This window comes from Granulicella mallensis (assembly GCF_014203225.1).
Taxonomy (GTDB): Bacteria; Acidobacteriota; Terriglobia; order Terriglobales; family Acidobacteriaceae; genus Granulicella; species Granulicella mallensis_A.
Genome location: NZ_JACHIO010000008.1, coordinates 215,667 through 232,745, shown reverse-complemented (window position 1 = coordinate 232,745; position 17,079 = coordinate 215,667). Strand labels below are relative to the sequence as shown.

The 17,079-nt window shown below is 59.1% G+C and carries 13 protein-coding genes; 6 read left to right on the top strand and 7 right to left on the bottom strand.

Annotated elements, in window-relative coordinates; all coding sequences use genetic code 11:
• Positions 1–325 precede the first annotated feature (325 nt).
• The 4 genes from HDF15_RS11355 to HDF15_RS11340 form a co-directional block, all read right to left on the bottom strand.
• On the bottom strand, positions 326–3,514 hold the full coding sequence (locus tag HDF15_RS11355; protein ID WP_184255590.1) for an efflux RND transporter permease subunit: 3,189 nt from the start codon (positions 3,512–3,514) through the stop codon (positions 326–328).
• 1 nt (position 3,515) lies between these two features.
• Entirely contained in the window at positions 3,516–5,090 is a 1,575-nt protein-coding gene (locus HDF15_RS11350) for an efflux RND transporter periplasmic adaptor subunit (RefSeq protein WP_184255589.1), read from the bottom strand.
• Positions 5,087–6,346 carry a TolC family protein gene (locus HDF15_RS11345; RefSeq protein ID WP_184255588.1) on the bottom strand — a complete coding sequence of 420 codons (1,260 nt, stop codon included), beginning with the start codon at positions 6,344–6,346 and terminating at the stop codon, positions 5,087–5,089. Before HDF15_RS11345 ends, HDF15_RS11350 begins: the two co-directional genes overlap by 4 nt.
• Before the next feature lie 79 nt (positions 6,347–6,425).
• Complete coding sequence (locus tag HDF15_RS11340) at positions 6,426–6,797, bottom strand: hypothetical protein (protein WP_184255586.1); 372 nt, start codon at positions 6,795–6,797, stop codon at positions 6,426–6,428.
• Here HDF15_RS11340 and HDF15_RS11335 point away from each other — a divergent pair.
• The 5 genes from HDF15_RS11335 (at position 6,797) to HDF15_RS11315 (ending at position 12,427) form a co-directional block, all read left to right on the top strand.
• The gene (locus HDF15_RS11335) at positions 6,797–6,964 is read left to right on the top strand and encodes a hypothetical protein (protein WP_184255584.1); all 168 of its coding nucleotides are present in this window, start codon (positions 6,797–6,799) and stop codon (positions 6,962–6,964) included. The genes HDF15_RS11340 and HDF15_RS11335 overlap by 1 nt on opposite strands.
• Positions 6,965–7,147: 183 nt before the next feature.
• Positions 7,148–7,621 (top strand): IS200/IS605 family transposase, encoded by a 474-nt coding sequence (gene tnpA, locus HDF15_RS26445; protein ID WP_221314387.1) that lies wholly within the window; start codon positions 7,148–7,150, stop codon positions 7,619–7,621.
• Between the two features lie 272 nt (positions 7,622–7,893).
• Positions 7,894–9,099 (top strand): acetate/propionate family kinase, encoded by a 1,206-nt coding sequence (locus HDF15_RS11325; protein ID WP_184255582.1) that lies wholly within the window; start codon positions 7,894–7,896, stop codon positions 9,097–9,099.
• 49 nt (positions 9,100–9,148) lie between these two features.
• On the top strand, positions 9,149–11,581 hold the full coding sequence (locus HDF15_RS11320; RefSeq protein WP_184255580.1) for a phosphoketolase: 2,433 nt from the start codon (positions 9,149–9,151) through the stop codon (positions 11,579–11,581).
• Positions 11,582–11,782: 201 nt separating this feature from the next.
• Positions 11,783–12,427, top strand: a complete 645-nt coding sequence (locus HDF15_RS11315; RefSeq protein ID WP_184255578.1) for a response regulator — start codon at positions 11,783–11,785, stop codon at positions 12,425–12,427.
• Between the two features lie 259 nt (positions 12,428–12,686).
• On the opposite strand, the gene HDF15_RS11310 is transcribed toward HDF15_RS11315, so the two are convergent.
• Positions 12,687–13,628 (bottom strand): oxidoreductase, encoded by a 942-nt coding sequence (locus HDF15_RS11310; RefSeq protein WP_184255576.1) that lies wholly within the window; start codon positions 13,626–13,628, stop codon positions 12,687–12,689.
• 304 nt (positions 13,629–13,932) lie between these two features.
• Here HDF15_RS11310 and HDF15_RS11305 point away from each other — a divergent pair, with 304 nt between their 5' ends.
• Positions 13,933–14,754 (top strand): tetratricopeptide repeat protein, encoded by an 822-nt coding sequence (locus tag HDF15_RS11305; protein WP_184255574.1) that lies wholly within the window; start codon positions 13,933–13,935, stop codon positions 14,752–14,754.
• A 57-nt stretch (positions 14,755–14,811) separates the two neighbouring features.
• On the opposite strand, the gene HDF15_RS11300 is transcribed toward HDF15_RS11305, so the two are convergent.
• A complete protein-coding gene (locus tag HDF15_RS11300) occupies positions 14,812–15,219 on the bottom strand; it encodes a biopolymer transporter ExbD (protein ID WP_184255572.1) in 408 nt (135 codons plus the stop codon).
• Positions 15,220–15,697: 478 nt separating this feature from the next.
• Positions 15,698–17,053 carry an MFS transporter gene (locus HDF15_RS11295; RefSeq protein ID WP_184255570.1) on the bottom strand — a complete coding sequence of 452 codons (1,356 nt, stop codon included), beginning with the start codon at positions 17,051–17,053 and terminating at the stop codon, positions 15,698–15,700.
• Between the last annotated feature and the right edge of the window lie 26 nt (positions 17,054–17,079).

The following is a 17,079-nucleotide window of genomic DNA, read 5'->3' as shown; positions in this document are numbered from 1 at the left end:
TTTCTGCGGTTATCGACGAAAAATAAAATGATGTTGATTTCTTATCCGCATTAGTCGTGCCTGGGGGAATCGGAACGGTCTGCTTTTGTTGTTGTCATGGTTGTTGCTTCTGAGATAGGTCCGGGCTAAAGCCCGGGCATGAATGAACCAGCACAGTCTGGGCTTTAGCCCTTGGGACAGGCATTCTTGTCCTGAGGCATGGCCGTTTGTCAGAAAGAAGGCTTGTCCCAGAGGCTAAAGCCTCATTCGTTCTTGTCTTGAATGTCCGGGCTAAAGCCCGGACCTATCTCCGAAGCAAGTGCAACAACCATGACGCCCCGAGTCGTTAGAGCTCTTCTTGAATTGAGGGTTGAACTGGATGCCCGGTTTCTTTCTCCGCGTGGAGATGTCCTTTACGCAAGGCTCGTTCCTTCATCATCACAAAGAAGACGGGCACAAGGATCAGGACGTGAATAGTGGAAGTAATCATGCCACCCACGATAGGTGCGGCGATCGGCTTCATCACGTCAGAGCCGATGCCGGACTCCCAGAGGATGGGAACGAGGCTGGCAAGCACGGCTATGACCGTCATCAATTTGGGGCGCAGCCGGTGGACGGCCCCTTCAATCGCCGCGGCCTCTATATCGGCGTTTGTCAGAGTCGTGCCTTGCTGCAAACGATGTTCCAGGGCTTCGTGAAGGTAGACCACCATGACGACCCCTGTTTCCACCGCGATGCCAAACAGCGCGATATATCCAACCCATACCGCGACGCTGAAGTTGTAACCGAGCAGCCATTGCAGCAGCAGTCCGCCGGTCATCGCGTAGATCGTCGGAACGATCAGCACCACGGCTTCGGCGACGGAATGAAAGACCATGTAGAGAAGCAGGAAGATGAGGAAGAAGACGATGGGCAGGATGAGCTTGAGCCGTTGCTTGGCGCGTAGCTCGAACTCATACTCTCCCGACCACTTGAAGCCATAACTCGCAGGCAGTGCAATCTGGCTGTGCAGCTTCCGAGTAGCAGCTTCGACGAAACCACCGTAGTTGCTGTCTTTGAGGTCGATGTACACATACCCGGTGAGCTGGCCATCCTCGTCGCGGATCATGGCCGGGCCGTGCGAGAACGAGATGCGTGCTACCTGTCCGAGTGGAATCTGCGCCCCTGAAGGCGTCGCGATCAAGACGCTGCGCATCCGGTCCACGCTGTCGCGAAAGTCCTGCGAGTAACGGACGTTGATGGGGTAACGCTCGCGTCCTTCGATGTTCTCCGCAATGTTTTGTCCGCCGATACCGGAGGCTACGGCTGTTTGAATATCGGCAACACTGAGGCCGTAGCGCGCGGCCTCTTCACGGTTCGCTTCCACGTTGACATAAAAGCCCTGCGAGATTCGTTCCGCGAAGACTGACCGTACCTGCGGCATCGCCGCGAGAACGCTCTGCATCCGTGCAGCGAGTTGTTCGATGCCGTCGACGTTTGGGCCCTGGACCTTGAGGCCGAGAGGTGTCTTGATGCCAGTCAGTTCCATATCCAGCCGGTTCTCGACCGGGCTTGTCCAGGTGTTTGCGAGGCCGGGAAATTGCACCTTCGCATCCATTTCTTGAATGAGCTTTTCGTAGGTCATGCCGGGACGCCACTGCTCGCGCGGCTTGAGCATGATGGTGGTGTCGTACATATCGAGCGGCGCGTTGTCCGTCGCGCTGTCCGAACGTCCGACAGCGCCGAAGACGCTGGCCACCTCCGGGACTGTGCGTAGAATCGCATCCTGTTTTTGCAGCAAGGCCTTCGCCTGTTCGATCGCGATGCCGGGAAGTGCTGTCGGCATGTAGAGTGCAGAGCCCTCAAAGAGCGGAGGCATGAACTGACTGCCCAACTTGAACGCGACAGGCAAGGTCGCAACCAGAAAGATGAGGTTGAGCCCGATGGTCAGCTTGCGATACTTCAAGCAGAAGCGAAGGATCGGCAGATAGAGGGCCTGCGTAACGCGCGAGATGGGATTGGCATTCTCCGGTCGCAGCTTTCCGCGAATGAGCAGCACCATCAATACCGGAACCAGGGTGATGGCAAGAATGGAAGAGGAACCTACGGCCAGGGTCTTCGTCCAGGCAAGAGGGCGGAACATGCGCCCCTCCTGGGCTTCGAGCAGGAAGACGGGAAGGAAGGAGACCACGATGATGAGCAGCGAGAAGAAGAGCGCTGGGCCCACCTGCTTGGCGGAGTTGATGAGAATTTCGTGGCGCTCCGGCTCGGAGACCGGTGTGTCGTCCGACTGCTGCCGCTCCGACAAGTGACGATAGCCATTCTCGACCATGACGATCGCCGCATCGACCAGCACTCCGATCGCGAGTGCCAGGCCTCCGAGAGACATGATGTTGGCGCTGACACCCAGGAAGTAGATCGGGATGAAAGAGACTAAGACCGCAATGGGCAAGGCGATAATTGCGATCAATGCTGACCGGAAGTGAAAGAGGAAGACGATGATCACCAGGCTTACGATGACTGCTTCTTCCAGCAGGTCGCGTTGAAGCGTGGCAATCGAATCCTGAATCAATCCCGCACGGTCGTAGCCGGAGACGATCTGGACGCCCGCCGGAAGTGAAGGGGCGATCTCGCGAAGCTTCTGTTTCACTCCCTGGATGACATTGAGCGCGTTCATCCCCTGACGCATGACCACAATGCCGCCGACAGTCTCGCCATCCCCGTTCCACTCCGCGACCCCTTCTCGAATATCCGGACCGAAGGCCACGCTGCCGAGATCGCGCAGCAAGATCGGTGTACCGTTCTTGCTGCCGACCGCTACTGTTTCGAGGTCGTTCAGCGAACGCAGATAGCCGAGGCCGCGGATCATGTACTGCGCTCCGCTTAGATCCAGCGCCCTGCCGCCCACCTCGCTGGTGCTGGCCTTTACGCGGTCGATCACGGTAGAGAGCGGGATGTTGTAGGCCAGCAGCTTATTCGGGTCGAGACGGACCTGGTACTGGCGCACATAGCCGCCGATGCTGGCTACCTCAGAGACGCCAGGCACTGTCTCCAGGGCGTAACGCAGATGCCAATCCTGCAGGCTGCGCAGATCGGCAAGACTGTGCGTTCCGCTCTTGTCCACGATGGCATACTCGAAGACCCATCCTGCACCGGTTGCATCGGGACCGATAGCCGGATGGACATCAGCCGGCAGGCGGCCGCTGATCTGCTGAAGGTATTCGACAACGCGGGAACGCGCCCAATACAGGTCGGTGCCATCCTCAAAGACGACATAGACGTAGGAGTCGCCGAACATGGTCTGCGCACGCACAGCTTTGACGTGAGGCGCAGCCAGCAGGCTCGTCACAATCGGATAGGTCACCTGGTCTTCGATGACATCCGGTGGCTCGCCCGCCCAGCTTGTATGAACGATTACCTGCACGTCCGAGATGTCGGGCAGCGCATCGAGCGGAACGTGTCGAAGCGACCAGATGCCTGCGAACGTGAGCAACAGAACACAGGCAAAGACGAGAAAGCGATTGCGCGCGCAAAGATCGATAATTTTGGAGAGCATGTTACATCCCTCCTTCTGCGTTTACATGCAGTTGTTTCGTGGCGATGGTTTGTCCGTTCTGCTGCACGGTGACCGTGACCTGCCATGTTCCGCCAGTGTCAAGATTGCCCTGGCCTTCATACAGTCCAGCGCCTTTGGGCATGAGCCTGGTGGTCGCATTCATCGCCGCCATGCCCATGGCAGGCATCGAAGGCATGAAGAAGGTCACGCTGACATCCGCTCCGGTGATGGGGCTGTTATGGGCATCCGTGAGTTTTACGCGGAACGTGTTGGACCCTCTGTGTGCTGGGTTGGGATCCGTGGTGAAATCGATGTTCACCATTGCAGCCTGCTGCATTGCATTGCCTGTGCTCGATGGCGGTGGCGTGTAGGCGCCTGATGCCGCCTGTAGCTGACTCTCCGAATCAAGCAGGAAGTTGGCCGAGGTGACGATCTGCTGATGCGCTTCCAGTCCTTTGAGGACAGCAATGTCATCCCCGACGCGCGGGCCGAGAACCACATCCTTCGGTTCCAGGTTTCCATTGCCGTGATCGAGAAAGACGACCTGTCGTGTGCCGGTCTGGAAGACGGCGGAGGCGGGAACCGTAAGCTGCCGTCCTAGTGCCGATTTCAGATCCACGTTCACGAACATCCCCGGCTTGAGCTTGACGCCGGGATTGCTGATCGCAAGCCGCACTCGCACGGTGCGCGTTGTCATGTCGACCTGGGGAAGGATGTCTTCAATGCGCCCTGAAAAGGTTCGATCAGGGTAGGCATCGACTGTGATTGCGGCACGATCCCCGGGCTTCAGCCTGCCGATATCGTTTTGAAACACCTGCGCGTTTACCCAGACACGCGACAGATCGGCCACGGTGTACAAGCGTGTGCTGGGCTCGACGTACATGTTGGGTAAGGCGTTGCGCTCCGTGATGTACCCTGACGCCGGTGCGTCGATCGTCAGATCGGAGATGGCTTTGCCCGTCTCTTTCAGCTTTGCGATCTCGCTTTGCGGAATATCCCATTGCTGCAACCGTTGTTCCGCGGCAGAGGAGAGAGAGGCCGCTCCGGAAGCAACGCCCTCAACACTGCTGGCGCTCATGGCCTTCTGGTTCTGGCGGGCCAGCAGATACTCCTGTTGTGTGGCGACAAGATCGGGGCTGTAGATGGTGAAGAGCGGCTCGCCTTTTCTTACATATTGGTAGGTGGCATCGGCAAAGACCCTGCGTATGTAGCCCGGAAAACGCACCTGCACATAGGAAAGAAGCCGCTCGTCGATATCCACGGTGCCGGTTGCCCGGATGTCATCGTTGAGTTGTTTGTACTCGACGGTGCCGGTCCTTACCCCGATGCTTTGCAGTTGTTCGGTGCTGAGTTGCACGGGGACCAGAGGGGCTTCCATCTTTTGCGAAGACATGGCCATGCCGTTCTCTGCCGGTGCCATCGCAGGCTGCGGCGACGGGCCGGATGCGATCGGCTGAATACCCTCAGAGTAGGCGGCGGGCTGTGTCCGTCGATGGGAGCGATAGGCCATGACGCTGAGGACGATGGCGAAGATCAAGAGCCAGAGAAGAGAGGTGCGCAGGATGTACTTGTTCATCGGAGTGTCGCTCCAGTCAGCGTTTCAAGGTGGGCTAAAGCTGTCTCGTGATCGAAGAGCGCTTGTTGATAGTCGTGCTCAAACGACAGGACATCGAGCAGCGAAGAGAGAACCGGAGCGAACTGCTGCTTGTTCGATTGGTAGGCCGCTTCCTCTGAATGGAAGGCGGCATCCGCTTGCGGAATCAAGCCTTCCTGGTACTCCTTCAGCAGCTCTTCCGTGCTGGTGACAGCGATGTATTGCTTCTGGACTTCGGCAAGCTGCTGCTGCGTTTGAGAGTCGAGTGCCTGCCTGGACTGGTTCAGCCGCTCTGTCGCCTCTGCTACCTCTGCCTCCACTCGTTTATGCCGGGGCAGCCTCAGGTTGAGGCTCATCACGTAATAGTCCCGATACCCACTGCCTGTTTGCTGGAACATATAGCCGACATTGAAGTCCGGCTTGCCATCGCGTTGGGCTGATTTGAGCTGTGCATTCTGCGTTTGAACGGCGTTTGCATCTTTGTGAACCGCGGGGTTGTGTTCCTCGACCAGCGCTTGCAGTTCCTCAGCGGTAGAGCGCAGCGGTGTAGCCGCAAGCGGTTCCGGGAGGATGTCGGCAGAGTCCTGCGAACGATGCAACAACTGTTTGAGATCTGCCTGGAGCTGGCCCATCTCCTGGTGGTGCATCGTGACTTCGCGCAGAATCTTTGTGTGTTCAATCTGAGCTTTGAGTACATCGGCCTGGCTGCCTTGACCCACGCTGTAACGTGCGAGCCCGCTTTGAATCAGCGGCTGCAGAACGGCGTCATTCTGATTCAGAATGGCGAGCGTCGCGTCGAGATAGGCCAGGCGCAGATAGACGAGCTTGATCTGCTCTGCAATGGAGGAGCGCAGGACATCTACCTGTGCGTGTTGCGTGTCTGCCTCCCGGTTTGCCACCTCTCCCTTGAGCCGGAGCTTTCCGGGATAGGGGAGATCCTGAGAGGCGCCCAGACCGATATAGGCAAAGTCGCTGTTGCTGAAGCCCGCGAAGGGCTTCGGGCTGCCCACGCTGAACTGCTGCACCGTGAACTGCGGGTCGGGTAGCGTTGTTACTTGTTGGGCGACGTGGGTTGCCGCCTTCCACGAATGGTCTGCGGCGGAAATCTGTGAGTTGTTCGCCTCTGCTTCAGCGATCAATTGGGCAACGGGTGTTGGCTTGGCGGGCATATCCTGCGCGGATGCGAGGACGCCGCTTGCCAGCACCCATGCGGCGGTCCAGTACAAGGCCACCTTCATAGGGAAATCTCCTGTCTCGATAACAGTTCAGACACGAGTGCGCGTACGCAACTCGAACGAAGTGCGAGAGAGGAGAGGTCTAGATTCTTAGAATGGAAATGGTGGTGGGCGGGGACTGCGGAGGCGAGTAGTCGGGACGCTCAACCCATCCGGGGAGAGGAGAGGTCGGCCTTAGCAGATCGACAGCCGCCAGCCAGATCACTGGAAGCATGACCGGGTGGTACGTCACTGCCTTTGTGCCCAACGCGTTATCGTGGACGCTCGGCGGAGTCGTCTGGCAGCAATCCTGGGACGCCGGCATCTCCATCTGGCCGCACTGATTCTTCATCGCGCGGCAGCAGGCACGCTCTTGCGCGCTCATCTGCACATCGGGAACCATGCACGCCATGGCCGGAGCCAGGCAGGTCACCAGCAGCAGGACGAACACACCGAATTGGCGAAGAAGACGCATTGCCTCTTTCAGACTACGTCTCCAAGGGTATCGGCCGCAAGCTTGATGAGTCAGGCTTTCAGCCCTCTGGATTTTATTGGCCCTTTACCTGGGGCTTCGCCCCAGGCTGGGATGAGACGCGCCTTTGGCGCTGGTTCTGTGGCGCGTCTGGACTCGTGGCTCCCTGATCTAGAAATCCTTTGTTCACAATTCGCCCTCTAAGCATCCATCAGGTTGATCTGCTTGATTGTCGATTGACGTGCTGGGTGTAACGTCGGTCTGGCGGCAATAGAGCGCCAACGGCGCGACTCATCCCAGCCTGGGGCGGAGCCCCAGGTATCATGCCAGAGAAACGATAAAGGGCTGAAAGCCTGATTCATCGCTGCCTGCGCTATGCCACAATCCAACTCCTATCTCCTCATTCATGTCATCTTCAGCACAAAAGACCGGATGCCGGTTTTGAAGGCTCCCGCCCGTGTTGCGTTACTGCGTATCTTGCTACGGTTGCTCGCGATATCGGTTGTGAGTGTTATCGCGCTGGTGGTGTAGAAGATCACGTTCATCTTGCCATTCGTCTCTCCCGCACCGTTACGGTCTCTAAAATAGTCGAGAAGTTGAAAGCATCGTCTTCCAAGTGGATCAAAGATGAATTTCCCGAGTTGGCGAGTTTCGCCTGGCAGCGAGGGTATGGTGCGTTTTCTCTCGGGCCTTCTCAACTGGAGGCTTTGAGGACCTATATCGATAGGCAAGAAGAGCATCATCGGAAGTGTTCTTTCCAGGAGGAGTACCGGGTGCTTTTAGCCAAGTACGGTATTTCTTGCGATGAACGATATGTGTGGGATTAAGGTGATTGGGTGATCCCGACGATATGGGTGGTTGAACGATGAGTCAGGCTTTCAGCCCTCTGGGGCTTATTGGCCCTTTACCTGGGGCTGCGCCCCAGGCTGGGATGAGCCGCGCCTATGGCGCTGTTTCTGGGGCGCGTCTGGACTTATTGCTCTTTGGCTTAGAAATCCTTCGTTCACCATTCGCCCTCTAATAGTTTTTACCTGCTTGATCGTCGATTGACGTGCTGGGTGTAACGTCGGTTTGGCGGATCTTCGCGGAGCGGTGGGGCATGCGCATACTCGTACTCAACAGCGGTTCTTCCTCGATCAAGTTTTCGATGTTCGACGTCCAGGAGCAAGCTGATCCACGTCTGCTGTACGACGGAGAACTGAGCGGCGTGGGGGGGGCGGAAGCTACGCTGGAGATCCATGCAACGGATACACCCGGTCTGAGCCATGAGCCTTCCAGTGTGAAGGCCCAGACGCTGCAGGAGGCGATCCAACTTGTTCTGGATACCGTGTCCGGGAAGCAGATGCCGGAGGTCGAGGCCGTCGGCTATCGCGTCGTGCATCCGGGTGCGAAGCTCAAGGATCATCAGCAGATTACGCCTGAGGTGCTGCGTGATCTGGAGGAGGCCGTGGCTTTTGCGCCGTTGCACGATCCTGAGGTCATCGAGATGATTCGCGCAGGCGGGGAGCGATTTCCGAAGGTCGCCCACTACGCCTGCTTCGACACGGTGTTTCACCAGACGATGCCGGAGGAGGCGACGACCTATCCGGTGCCCGTAGCCTATCGCGAGCAGGGTGCTCGCCGGTATGGCTTTCATGGGCTGAGCTGCGAGTCGATTGTGCGCCAGATGCAGGTTGCCGGAGAGCTGCCCAAGCGCATGGTCATCGCGCACCTGGGCAGCGGTTGCAGCGTGACGGCCCTGTTGGAGGGCCGTTCCGTGGACACCACGATGGGACTGACACCGACGGGCGGCGTGGTGATGGGTACCCGCCCCGGTGACCTCGATCCAGGCCTGATGCTGTACCTGCTCCGGCAGCAGAAGGGTAAGGGGAACGAGGCTGCCTCGAAGCTCGAGACGATGTTCAACCATGCATCGGGGATGGTGGCTCTGACCGGGATGGCGAACGATATGAAGGCGGTGCGGAAGGCGGCGGCGGACGGCAATGCGCAGGCCGCGCTGGCGCTGAAGATCTTTACGCGTAGCGTGACGAAGGCCATCGGCGGGTTCTGCTGGCTGCTGGGTGGCCTCGATGCCATTGTGTTTGCCGGAGGCATCGGAGAGCACGATGCCCTGACGCGCGCGGAGGTACTCGGCGGTCTGGACGCTATGGGGATCCTCATCAATTTTCCGTTAAATGCCGGGAAGCCAACGGGGTTGCAACGAATTAGCGCATCACAGTCTAAGACGGAGATTTTTGTCGTACCCGCCCAGGAAGATCTCATGATCGCCGTGCACGTCGACCGCATGGCTCGATCGAAACCGTAATCCACACGACCCAAACACCTGCGCAGGCAGTTATCGAACGAGGGCATCTATGAATAGCACCTCCTCTCTTTCTTCTTCGCCAAATTCTTCTCAAACTACGAACAACCCACTGGGGGCTGAAGAGCTTCGCCTGATCGACGGCTACTGGCGAGCCTGCAACTATCTCTGTGCGGGCATGTTGTACCTCCGCCACAATCCGCTGTTGCGCGAGCCGCTGAAGCCTGAGCACATCAAGAACCGGCTGCTGGGCCACTGGGGCTCCGACCCCGGACAGACCTTTACCTGGGTGCATCTGAACCGGCTGATCAAGAAGTATGACCTCGACCTGATCTACGTCTCGGGACCGGGCCACGGAGCGCCTGCGACGCTTTCGAACAGCTACCTCGAAGGCGTGTACTCCGAGGTCTATCCGGCGATGAGCGAAGACATCACCGGCCTGCAGAAGTTCTTCAAGCAGTTCTCGTTTCCGGGCGGCATCGGAAGCCACTGCACGCCGGAGACACCGGGTTCGATTCACGAAGGCGGCGAGCTGGGCTATAGCCTCTCGCATGGATTCGGCGCGGCCTTCGATAATCCTGACCTCATCGTGACGGTGGTGGTGGGCGATGGAGAATCCGAGACCGGGCCGCTCGCGACCTCGTGGCACTCGAACAAGTTCCTGAACCCGATCCACGATGGCGCTGTGCTGCCGGTGCTGCACTTGAACGGCTACAAGATCGCTAACCCCACGATCCTCGCCAGAATCTCGCGCGAAGAGTTGGATAGTCTCTTCCGCGGCTATGGTTGGACGCCCTATGTGGTCGAAGGCGACGATCCGGCGCTGATGCACCAGCAGATGGCCTCCGTGATGGAGCAGTGTGTGCTCGAGATTTGCGCGATTCAGCAGAAGGCGCGCAGCGCCCCTGCGGGCACGGTGCCTGAGCGGCCGCGCTGGCCGATGATCATCCTGCGCACGCCGAAGGGCTGGACGTGTCCCAAGGAGGTCGATGGACATAAGCTGGAAGGCTCGTGGCGCGCGCACCAGATGCCCATCCTCGACCCGGTTACGAACCCCGCTCATCTGAAGCAGGTGGAGGCGTGGCTGCGCAGCTACAAGCCGGAAGAGTTGTTCGACGAGAGCGGCAAGCTCCATGCCGAGTTCAGAGAGACGGCTCCGGTAGGACAGCGGCGTATCAGCGGCAATCCGCACGCGAACGGCGGTGAGCTGCGCAAGCCGCTGGAGCTGCCGGACTTCCGCCAGTATGCCGTGAAGGTCGAGAAGCCCGGACAGATCGAGGTCTCATCGACCGCTACGCTGGGGCAGTTTCTGCGCGACATCATTCGCCAGAACATGACGAGCTTCCGCGTCTTCGGGCCGGATGAGACCGCCTCCAACAAGCTCGATGCAATGTATGAAGCGAGCGGCAAGGCGTGGATGGCGGAGATGAAGCCGGAGGATGCCGATGGCGGCTTCCTCTCCACTGACGGGCGCGTGATGGAGATGCTCAGCGAGCACACGCTCGAAGGCTGGTTCGAGGGCTACGTGCTCACGGGACGCCACGGCTTCTTTTCGAGCTATGAAGCGTTCGTCCACATCATCGACTCGATGTTCAACCAGCACGCGAAGTGGCTGGAAAAGAGCAAGCTGGAACTGCGCTGGCGCGCCCCGATCTCGTCGATCAACCTGCTCATCACCTCATTGGTCTGGCGGCAGGACCACAACGGTTTCACGCATCAGGACCCTGGCTTCCTCGACCTGGTGACGAACAAGAGCCCCGAGGTGACGCGCATCTATCTTCCGCCCGATGCGAACTGCCTGCTGAGCGTGGCGGACCACTGCCTGCGCAGCGTGGATTACGTCAATGTCATCGTCGCCGACAAGGCGGCGCATCTGCAGTATCTGGACATGGACGCGGCAGTGAACCATTGCACCAAGGGCATCGGCATCTGGGACTTCGCCAGTAACGACGCGGGCCAGGAGCCCGATGTCGTGATGGCGTGCGCGGGAGACATCCCCACCTCGGAGTGCCTGGCGGCGGTTGCGATTCTCCGGGAGCGCTGCCCGGAGGTAAAGATTCGCTTCGTCAATGTGGTCGATCTGTTCCGCCTGATGCCTTCGGAAGAGCATCCGCATGGTTTGTCGGAGCGTGAGTTCGACAGCCTGTTCACGAAGGACAAGCCGGTCATCTTCAACTTCCATGCGTATGCTTCGCTGATCCATAAGTTCACGTACCGCAGGAAGAACCACGACAACTTCCATGTGCGCGGATACAAGGAGAAGGGCAATATCAACACGCCGCTGGAGCTGGCAATCCTGAACCAGATCGATCGCTTCGATCTGGCTATCGACGTGATCGACCGCGTGCCGACCCTGCAGGCGAGCGCCGCGCACGTCAAGGAATGGCTGAAGGACCAGATCATCGAGAGCGTGAGCTACGCACATGAGAACGGAATCGATAGCCCGGAGATCAACGGGTGGAAGTGGCCCGGCGAAGACGCTTAGAAGTGTCGGGTAGCAAACAGAGTAGTCTAGAGGCCTCCATCCACTGGAGGCCTCTTACGTTTTTCGCCTGGGATGACAGCTTGCACCCTTGCGGAGAAACTGCGAGGATGTGTCGGATGTCCCCGGCAGAGCAGCAGGCGGACACAAGGCTACGCACAAGTTACTGAATAGTCTTTATAGTCTTTGAGGAGAACCCCACTTATGGCAAAGCGCCGTGTTTTATTGGTCGATGATGAAGTCTCTATTTTGCTTACCGTGAAGGCTGTGCTGGAGATCAGCGGGTTTGATGTGGATACTGCCGCGAGCGCGCGGGAGGGGAAGTCGAAGCTCAAGCTGAACGAGTACCACATGGTGATTACCGACATGCGCATGGAGCACGATGCCTCCGGGCGTGAGGTCATTCTGGCTGCCCGGTCCGCGCCGTATCAGCCCGCGGTGGCGCTGCTTACCGCGCTCCCCTTCAGCGAGGAGGACTGGCAGGAGATGGGCGCCGACAAGATGCTGGTGAAGCCGATGCAGACAGGCGCCCTGATCGGGCAGCTTGAGAGGCTGATGGAGAATCACACGGCTAAATTGGCGAACTCTCCTAAGCCGGTGGCGGCTGTGAAGCCTAAGGCTGCAAAGAAGGCGGCTCCCGCGAAAAAGGCAGTGGCAAAGAAAGCTGCGCCTGCAAAGAAAGCGGTCGCGAAGAAGGCGGTGAAGAAGTCTGCCGCCAAGCGGCTCCCGTCGAAGACGTTGCCAGTGAGGAAGGTCGCGGTGAAGAAGAAGGCTGCGGTCAAAAAGACTGTTGTGGCGAAGAAGAAGGCCGTAGCCAAGAAGACTGTCGCGAAAAAAGCTAAGCGGTAGCGTAATCGTTGCTTTTGTTTTTCTGGTTGTCATTCCCGAAGGGAATCTGCTGTCCGCGTGCACTACCCATAAGGTTAGGGGCGCGGGCACAAATGAAGGGGGCACGGTTTAACCGTGCCCCCTTCATTTGTGCCCGCGGATGGCATTTGAGCCGCTACGAGCAAACAGCAGATTCCCTGCGGGAATGACAACCAGAAAGGCAAAGACATCAGCTGCAAAGGCACTGCGTCCTTCTGTCCTCCTTGTTTCCAGACGATGCTTAGGCCAAGAACGGGTACTTCACCCCGGTAAGCTCCTCGCTTACCGACCACAGCTTCTTTGCTACCGCCTCATCGAGCGCGCGTGGGAGTGGCTGCACCACCTTCGGATAGCCTTTGAACTCCTTGAATCCATCGGGGCCGATGTACTCGCCGCCTTTGGCCTCGGGGGCGGTTGCCGCGTAGAGCGTCGGCAGCGCGCCCATTTTGTCGTCCTGCGTGATGATCGGCGCCAGCAGGCCCAGCAGCATGACCTTGAAGTCCTTGCTGCCGGCCCCTGGGCCGTTGCTGACGATGGCTGTCCGGGAGATGCCCGGATGCACCGGCAGACTGATCAGTCTGCTCCCAGCAGCCTTTGCCCGGCGGTCAAGCTCCCGTGCAAACAGAATATTTGCCAGTTTGGAGTTGTTATACGCATCCCAGGGCACGTAGCTGCGCTCGCTCTGGAGGTTGTCGAACTCGATCTTGCCGTTGCGGTGTGCCAAAGAGGCTACGGTCACGACGCGTGGTGCAGGCGAGGCTACAAACCGCGGCAACAACAGGCCTGTGAGCGCAAAATGGCCGAGGTGATTGGTGCCGAACTGGCGTTCGAAGCCGTCGGCAGTGAGTTCGCGGGTAGGTAAAGCCATGACCCCGGCGTTATTTATCAGCAAATCGAGCCCTCGCCCGGCGGCTGTAAATTTTTGAGAAAAATCACGGATGGAGGCGAGCGAGGCCATATCCAGCAGAGCAAGTTCGGCCTGGGCTCCCGGAACCTCCCGATGCAGGCGATCGAGCGCCGCCTGGCCCTTTTCGAGGCTACGGACACCCAGCAGAACGTGGGCTCCGTGGCGTGCCAGTTCTACTGCCGCCTGGTAGCCGATACCGCTGTTTGCGCCCGTAATCAGGGCTGTTTTGCCTGTTTGTGAAGGAATTTGTTCTGCCGTCCATTTTGTTGCCGACATCTTGTTTCCCCGTGCGGTTGGCCATCCTGAATGGATTTGGATCGATTGCGCCGGTCCGCTCTTTCTCTGGGTTTGATGCTACCAATAGCCTCTTTCTATGCCGTGAACAATAGATCGGAGATCCTCTTGCCTAGGAGCGCAAAATACGAAATGATGCGTAAAGCATTGTCAGACCGGGGCTCCCTCTGGTAAACCTTCGCCTTCTGCCTTTACAATCGAACGGCAAGGCGATCACTCTCGGCTACGGAACTTTTGCCTCCTGAGAGGGGCCTGCGGCGACATTGTTTGAAGGGGAAAGGTTCTCATGAAGCTTAGCGCACGAATTTCTGTCAGCGCCACGATGTTGGTAGTGCTGGCGAGCACCGTTGGATGCACCAAATTGCGCGCGCGCGATAGGCTCGTGAAGGGTGTGCAGGAATTTAAGGCCGGCCACTACGAGCAGGCCGTCGACAAGTTCCAGGAGTCCATCGCTCTCGATCCTGATTACGCCACGGCGCGGCTGTACCTCGCGACCTCGTATAGCTACCAGGTGGTGCCGAACGACGACACCCCAGGCAACCTGAAGATCGCCCAGAAGGCTATGGACGGCTTCAACGAGGTGCTTGCCAAGGACCCGAACGATATTGGCGCACTCAAGCAGATCGCCTCGATCCAGCGCAACATCAAGCAGTTGGATCAAGCCAAGGTTACGGAGCAGAAGGTCATCGCTCTTGATCCGAAGGACTCCGAGGCTAACTACACGATCGCCTGGATCGATTGGAACAAGGCCTATAAGAATGCGACGACGATCCTCGCTGCTGCCGGCATGACGGATGATGGCGAAGGCAACGTGAAGAAGTCCAAGGACGTCTGCGCGAAGATCGTGGCAGCCAACACCGATCTCGTGAATGAGGCCCTGCAGTACCTGACCAAGGCTGTCGAGATCAACCCCAACTACGACGACGCTATGTCGTACCTGAACCTTACCTATCGCCGTAAGGCCGACCTGGAGTGCGGCAACGATGCTGCCCGCAAGGACGACCTCGCCAAGGCTGATGAGTGGGTGCAGAGAGCTGCCGGCGCTCGCAAGGCCAACGAAGCGGCCAAGGAGAAGAAGCTGGGCGGCGGCGTCGATATGACGAAGTAAGCTGCGCTTCCTGCTGTACCGCAAGGCCTCCCGTTCGGGAGGCCTTGCTCTTTGCGGTCAGAGTTTCGCCAGCGAGCCCAGGGCGATCTGGCCTGCGCCTGCCGCTCGTGCCTCCGCGACGACCTCGGCTACCTGCTGGACGTTGAGCGTGGGATCGGCTTCGACAAAGAGGGTGAGATTCTGCCGCGTGGCGAAGAGCTGCAGCAGGGCAGGGCGTACGTCCGCGAGCGCCACGTCCTGCTGACCGATGCGGTAGGTTGGGCTACTGCCGGCGGAGCCTGCTGAGACTCGCACCACCAGAGGAGACTGAGACGCCACAGACGCCGGAGCGCCTTGCGGGATGGAGCTGTCGAGCCCGCGGGGCCGCACAGGGACGAGAACCATGAAGATGATGAGGAGCACAAGCAGCACGTCGATCAGCGGCGTGACATTGATTTCGGCGGTAGAGTTTGCGGAGAACGCCATGAGGAGCACCTCGATCAGAAGTGGTGGGCGAGCGCTCGGACCTGCGGGTGGTAGCGGCTGGCGAGAGCCGGAGCCGAAGTCTGATTCGGCTGCTAAGGGCTTAGACACCGGGGAAGGGTGAATTGAGCCAGTGTTTGTGGCAAGTCTCGGAAGGGCAGGGTTTCAACCCTGCCACAGACGCTAGGAATAAAAATCCTTACCGCTCTGCCGAAGGCCAAAGTGAAGGCGCAGCCGCAACGACTGAATTATCTTCCTTCGTGCGGCCTAGATTGCGGGGGGACAGCCCGGAATACATTCGTAGATGTTGCCGCCTATTTCGCCGCAACCAAAGAAAGCAATTCAGTCGTTGCGGCTGCGCCTTCACTCCAGCCTTCGGCAGAGCGGTACGGCGCCTACGGAGCAGCTTTTACGGCACGGTTGAAACCGTGCCCTTCCGAGGCTTGCCACAGCAAAATATTTGCTCACTACGAACGAGGCCCTAAGCCGTCATGTGCTCTTTCGGTTCCATCCATAGCTTGCCTGCGACGATCAGCACCGCCAGCATCCCCGTGCAGAGCAGGAAGACGCGCCGTACGCTGGTGTGATTGGCCAGGATACCGCTCAGCACCAGCCCTGCGATCTGCGCGCTGAAGATGAACGACATGACCGTCGATCCTACGCGGCCCAGCATCTCCGGCGGGGTCTCCTGCTGGATCATCGTTTGCGAAGGAACGATGATGCCTCCTGCCGAGAAGCCGATCATGAAGCAGCCGACGATGGTGAGCAGGCTATCGACCCCGATGGCGTGGCTTCCGAGCTGGAAGACGATGTGCGGGGCTGTCGCCATCAACAGCGTGGAGAGGGCGATGCCTCCCAGGCCTGAGTAGACGAGGGTGGTGTTCTTCACGTTCTTGGCCACGGCGTTGAGGATCGAGATACCCACGAGCAGGCCGAGCCCGATCATCGCGCTCGAGATGCCGAAGACGTTGGTCGAAGCATGCAGTGTGTCGCGCACGAAGATGGCGATCAGGGGGCCGAAGCAGGCCATCACAAACAGGCCGGCAGCCAGGGCGACGATCACGAAGAGCAGGGCCGCGTGATGCAGCACGAAGCCCGCGCCCTCCTTCATGTCTTCAAGGATGAGGGCGATGCCGGTCTTGCCGTCTTTGGAAGTCGGCTGCTCTTGCTCCGGGGTGACCACGACTGCGCTTTTCTTCGGAACATTGAGCGCAAGGGAGGCGATGAGCGAGCCGGAGGCAATGAAGCTGAGGGAGTCGAGGATGTAGCAGGTCTGCTCGTGGAAGCGCGAGACGACGAAGATCGCGATCGGGCCGCCGATGATGCGCATGATGAACATGACCTGCTGCATCAGCGAGTTGGCTGAACGCAGGCCGTGCTTGGGGACCGCGCTGCGCAGAGCAATACCCTGCGCGGGCGTGAAGAAGCTCGAGACGACGCTGATCGCCGCCAGGACGATGTAGAAGCCGTAGACCGAGTGCACGAGCAGCAGGAGCAGGCAGAGGCCCGCGCGGAGGAAGTCGCTCGAGACCAGCGTGATCTTCACCGGCCAGCGGTCGACGAACACGCCGCTGACGATACCCAGCAGCGCAATCGGCAGCAGGTAGGCGATCTGTCCGGTCGTCACCTGTTGCGCGGTGGCATGCAGCTTGAACGTCATGACGGTGATGACTGCGAACAGCGCGAGGAAGTCGCCGAAGACCGAGACGATCTGCGCGTACCAGAGCCGCCGCATCGTGACGACGCGCAGCACCGCGCCCATGCTCATGGGTTCCGGTTCATTGGGCGCAGGCAGAGGAAGACCCTCTGTCGGCTCTGTGAGGACCTGTTCGCTCATGGGGATTGGCTCGGTTTCGTGTGGGG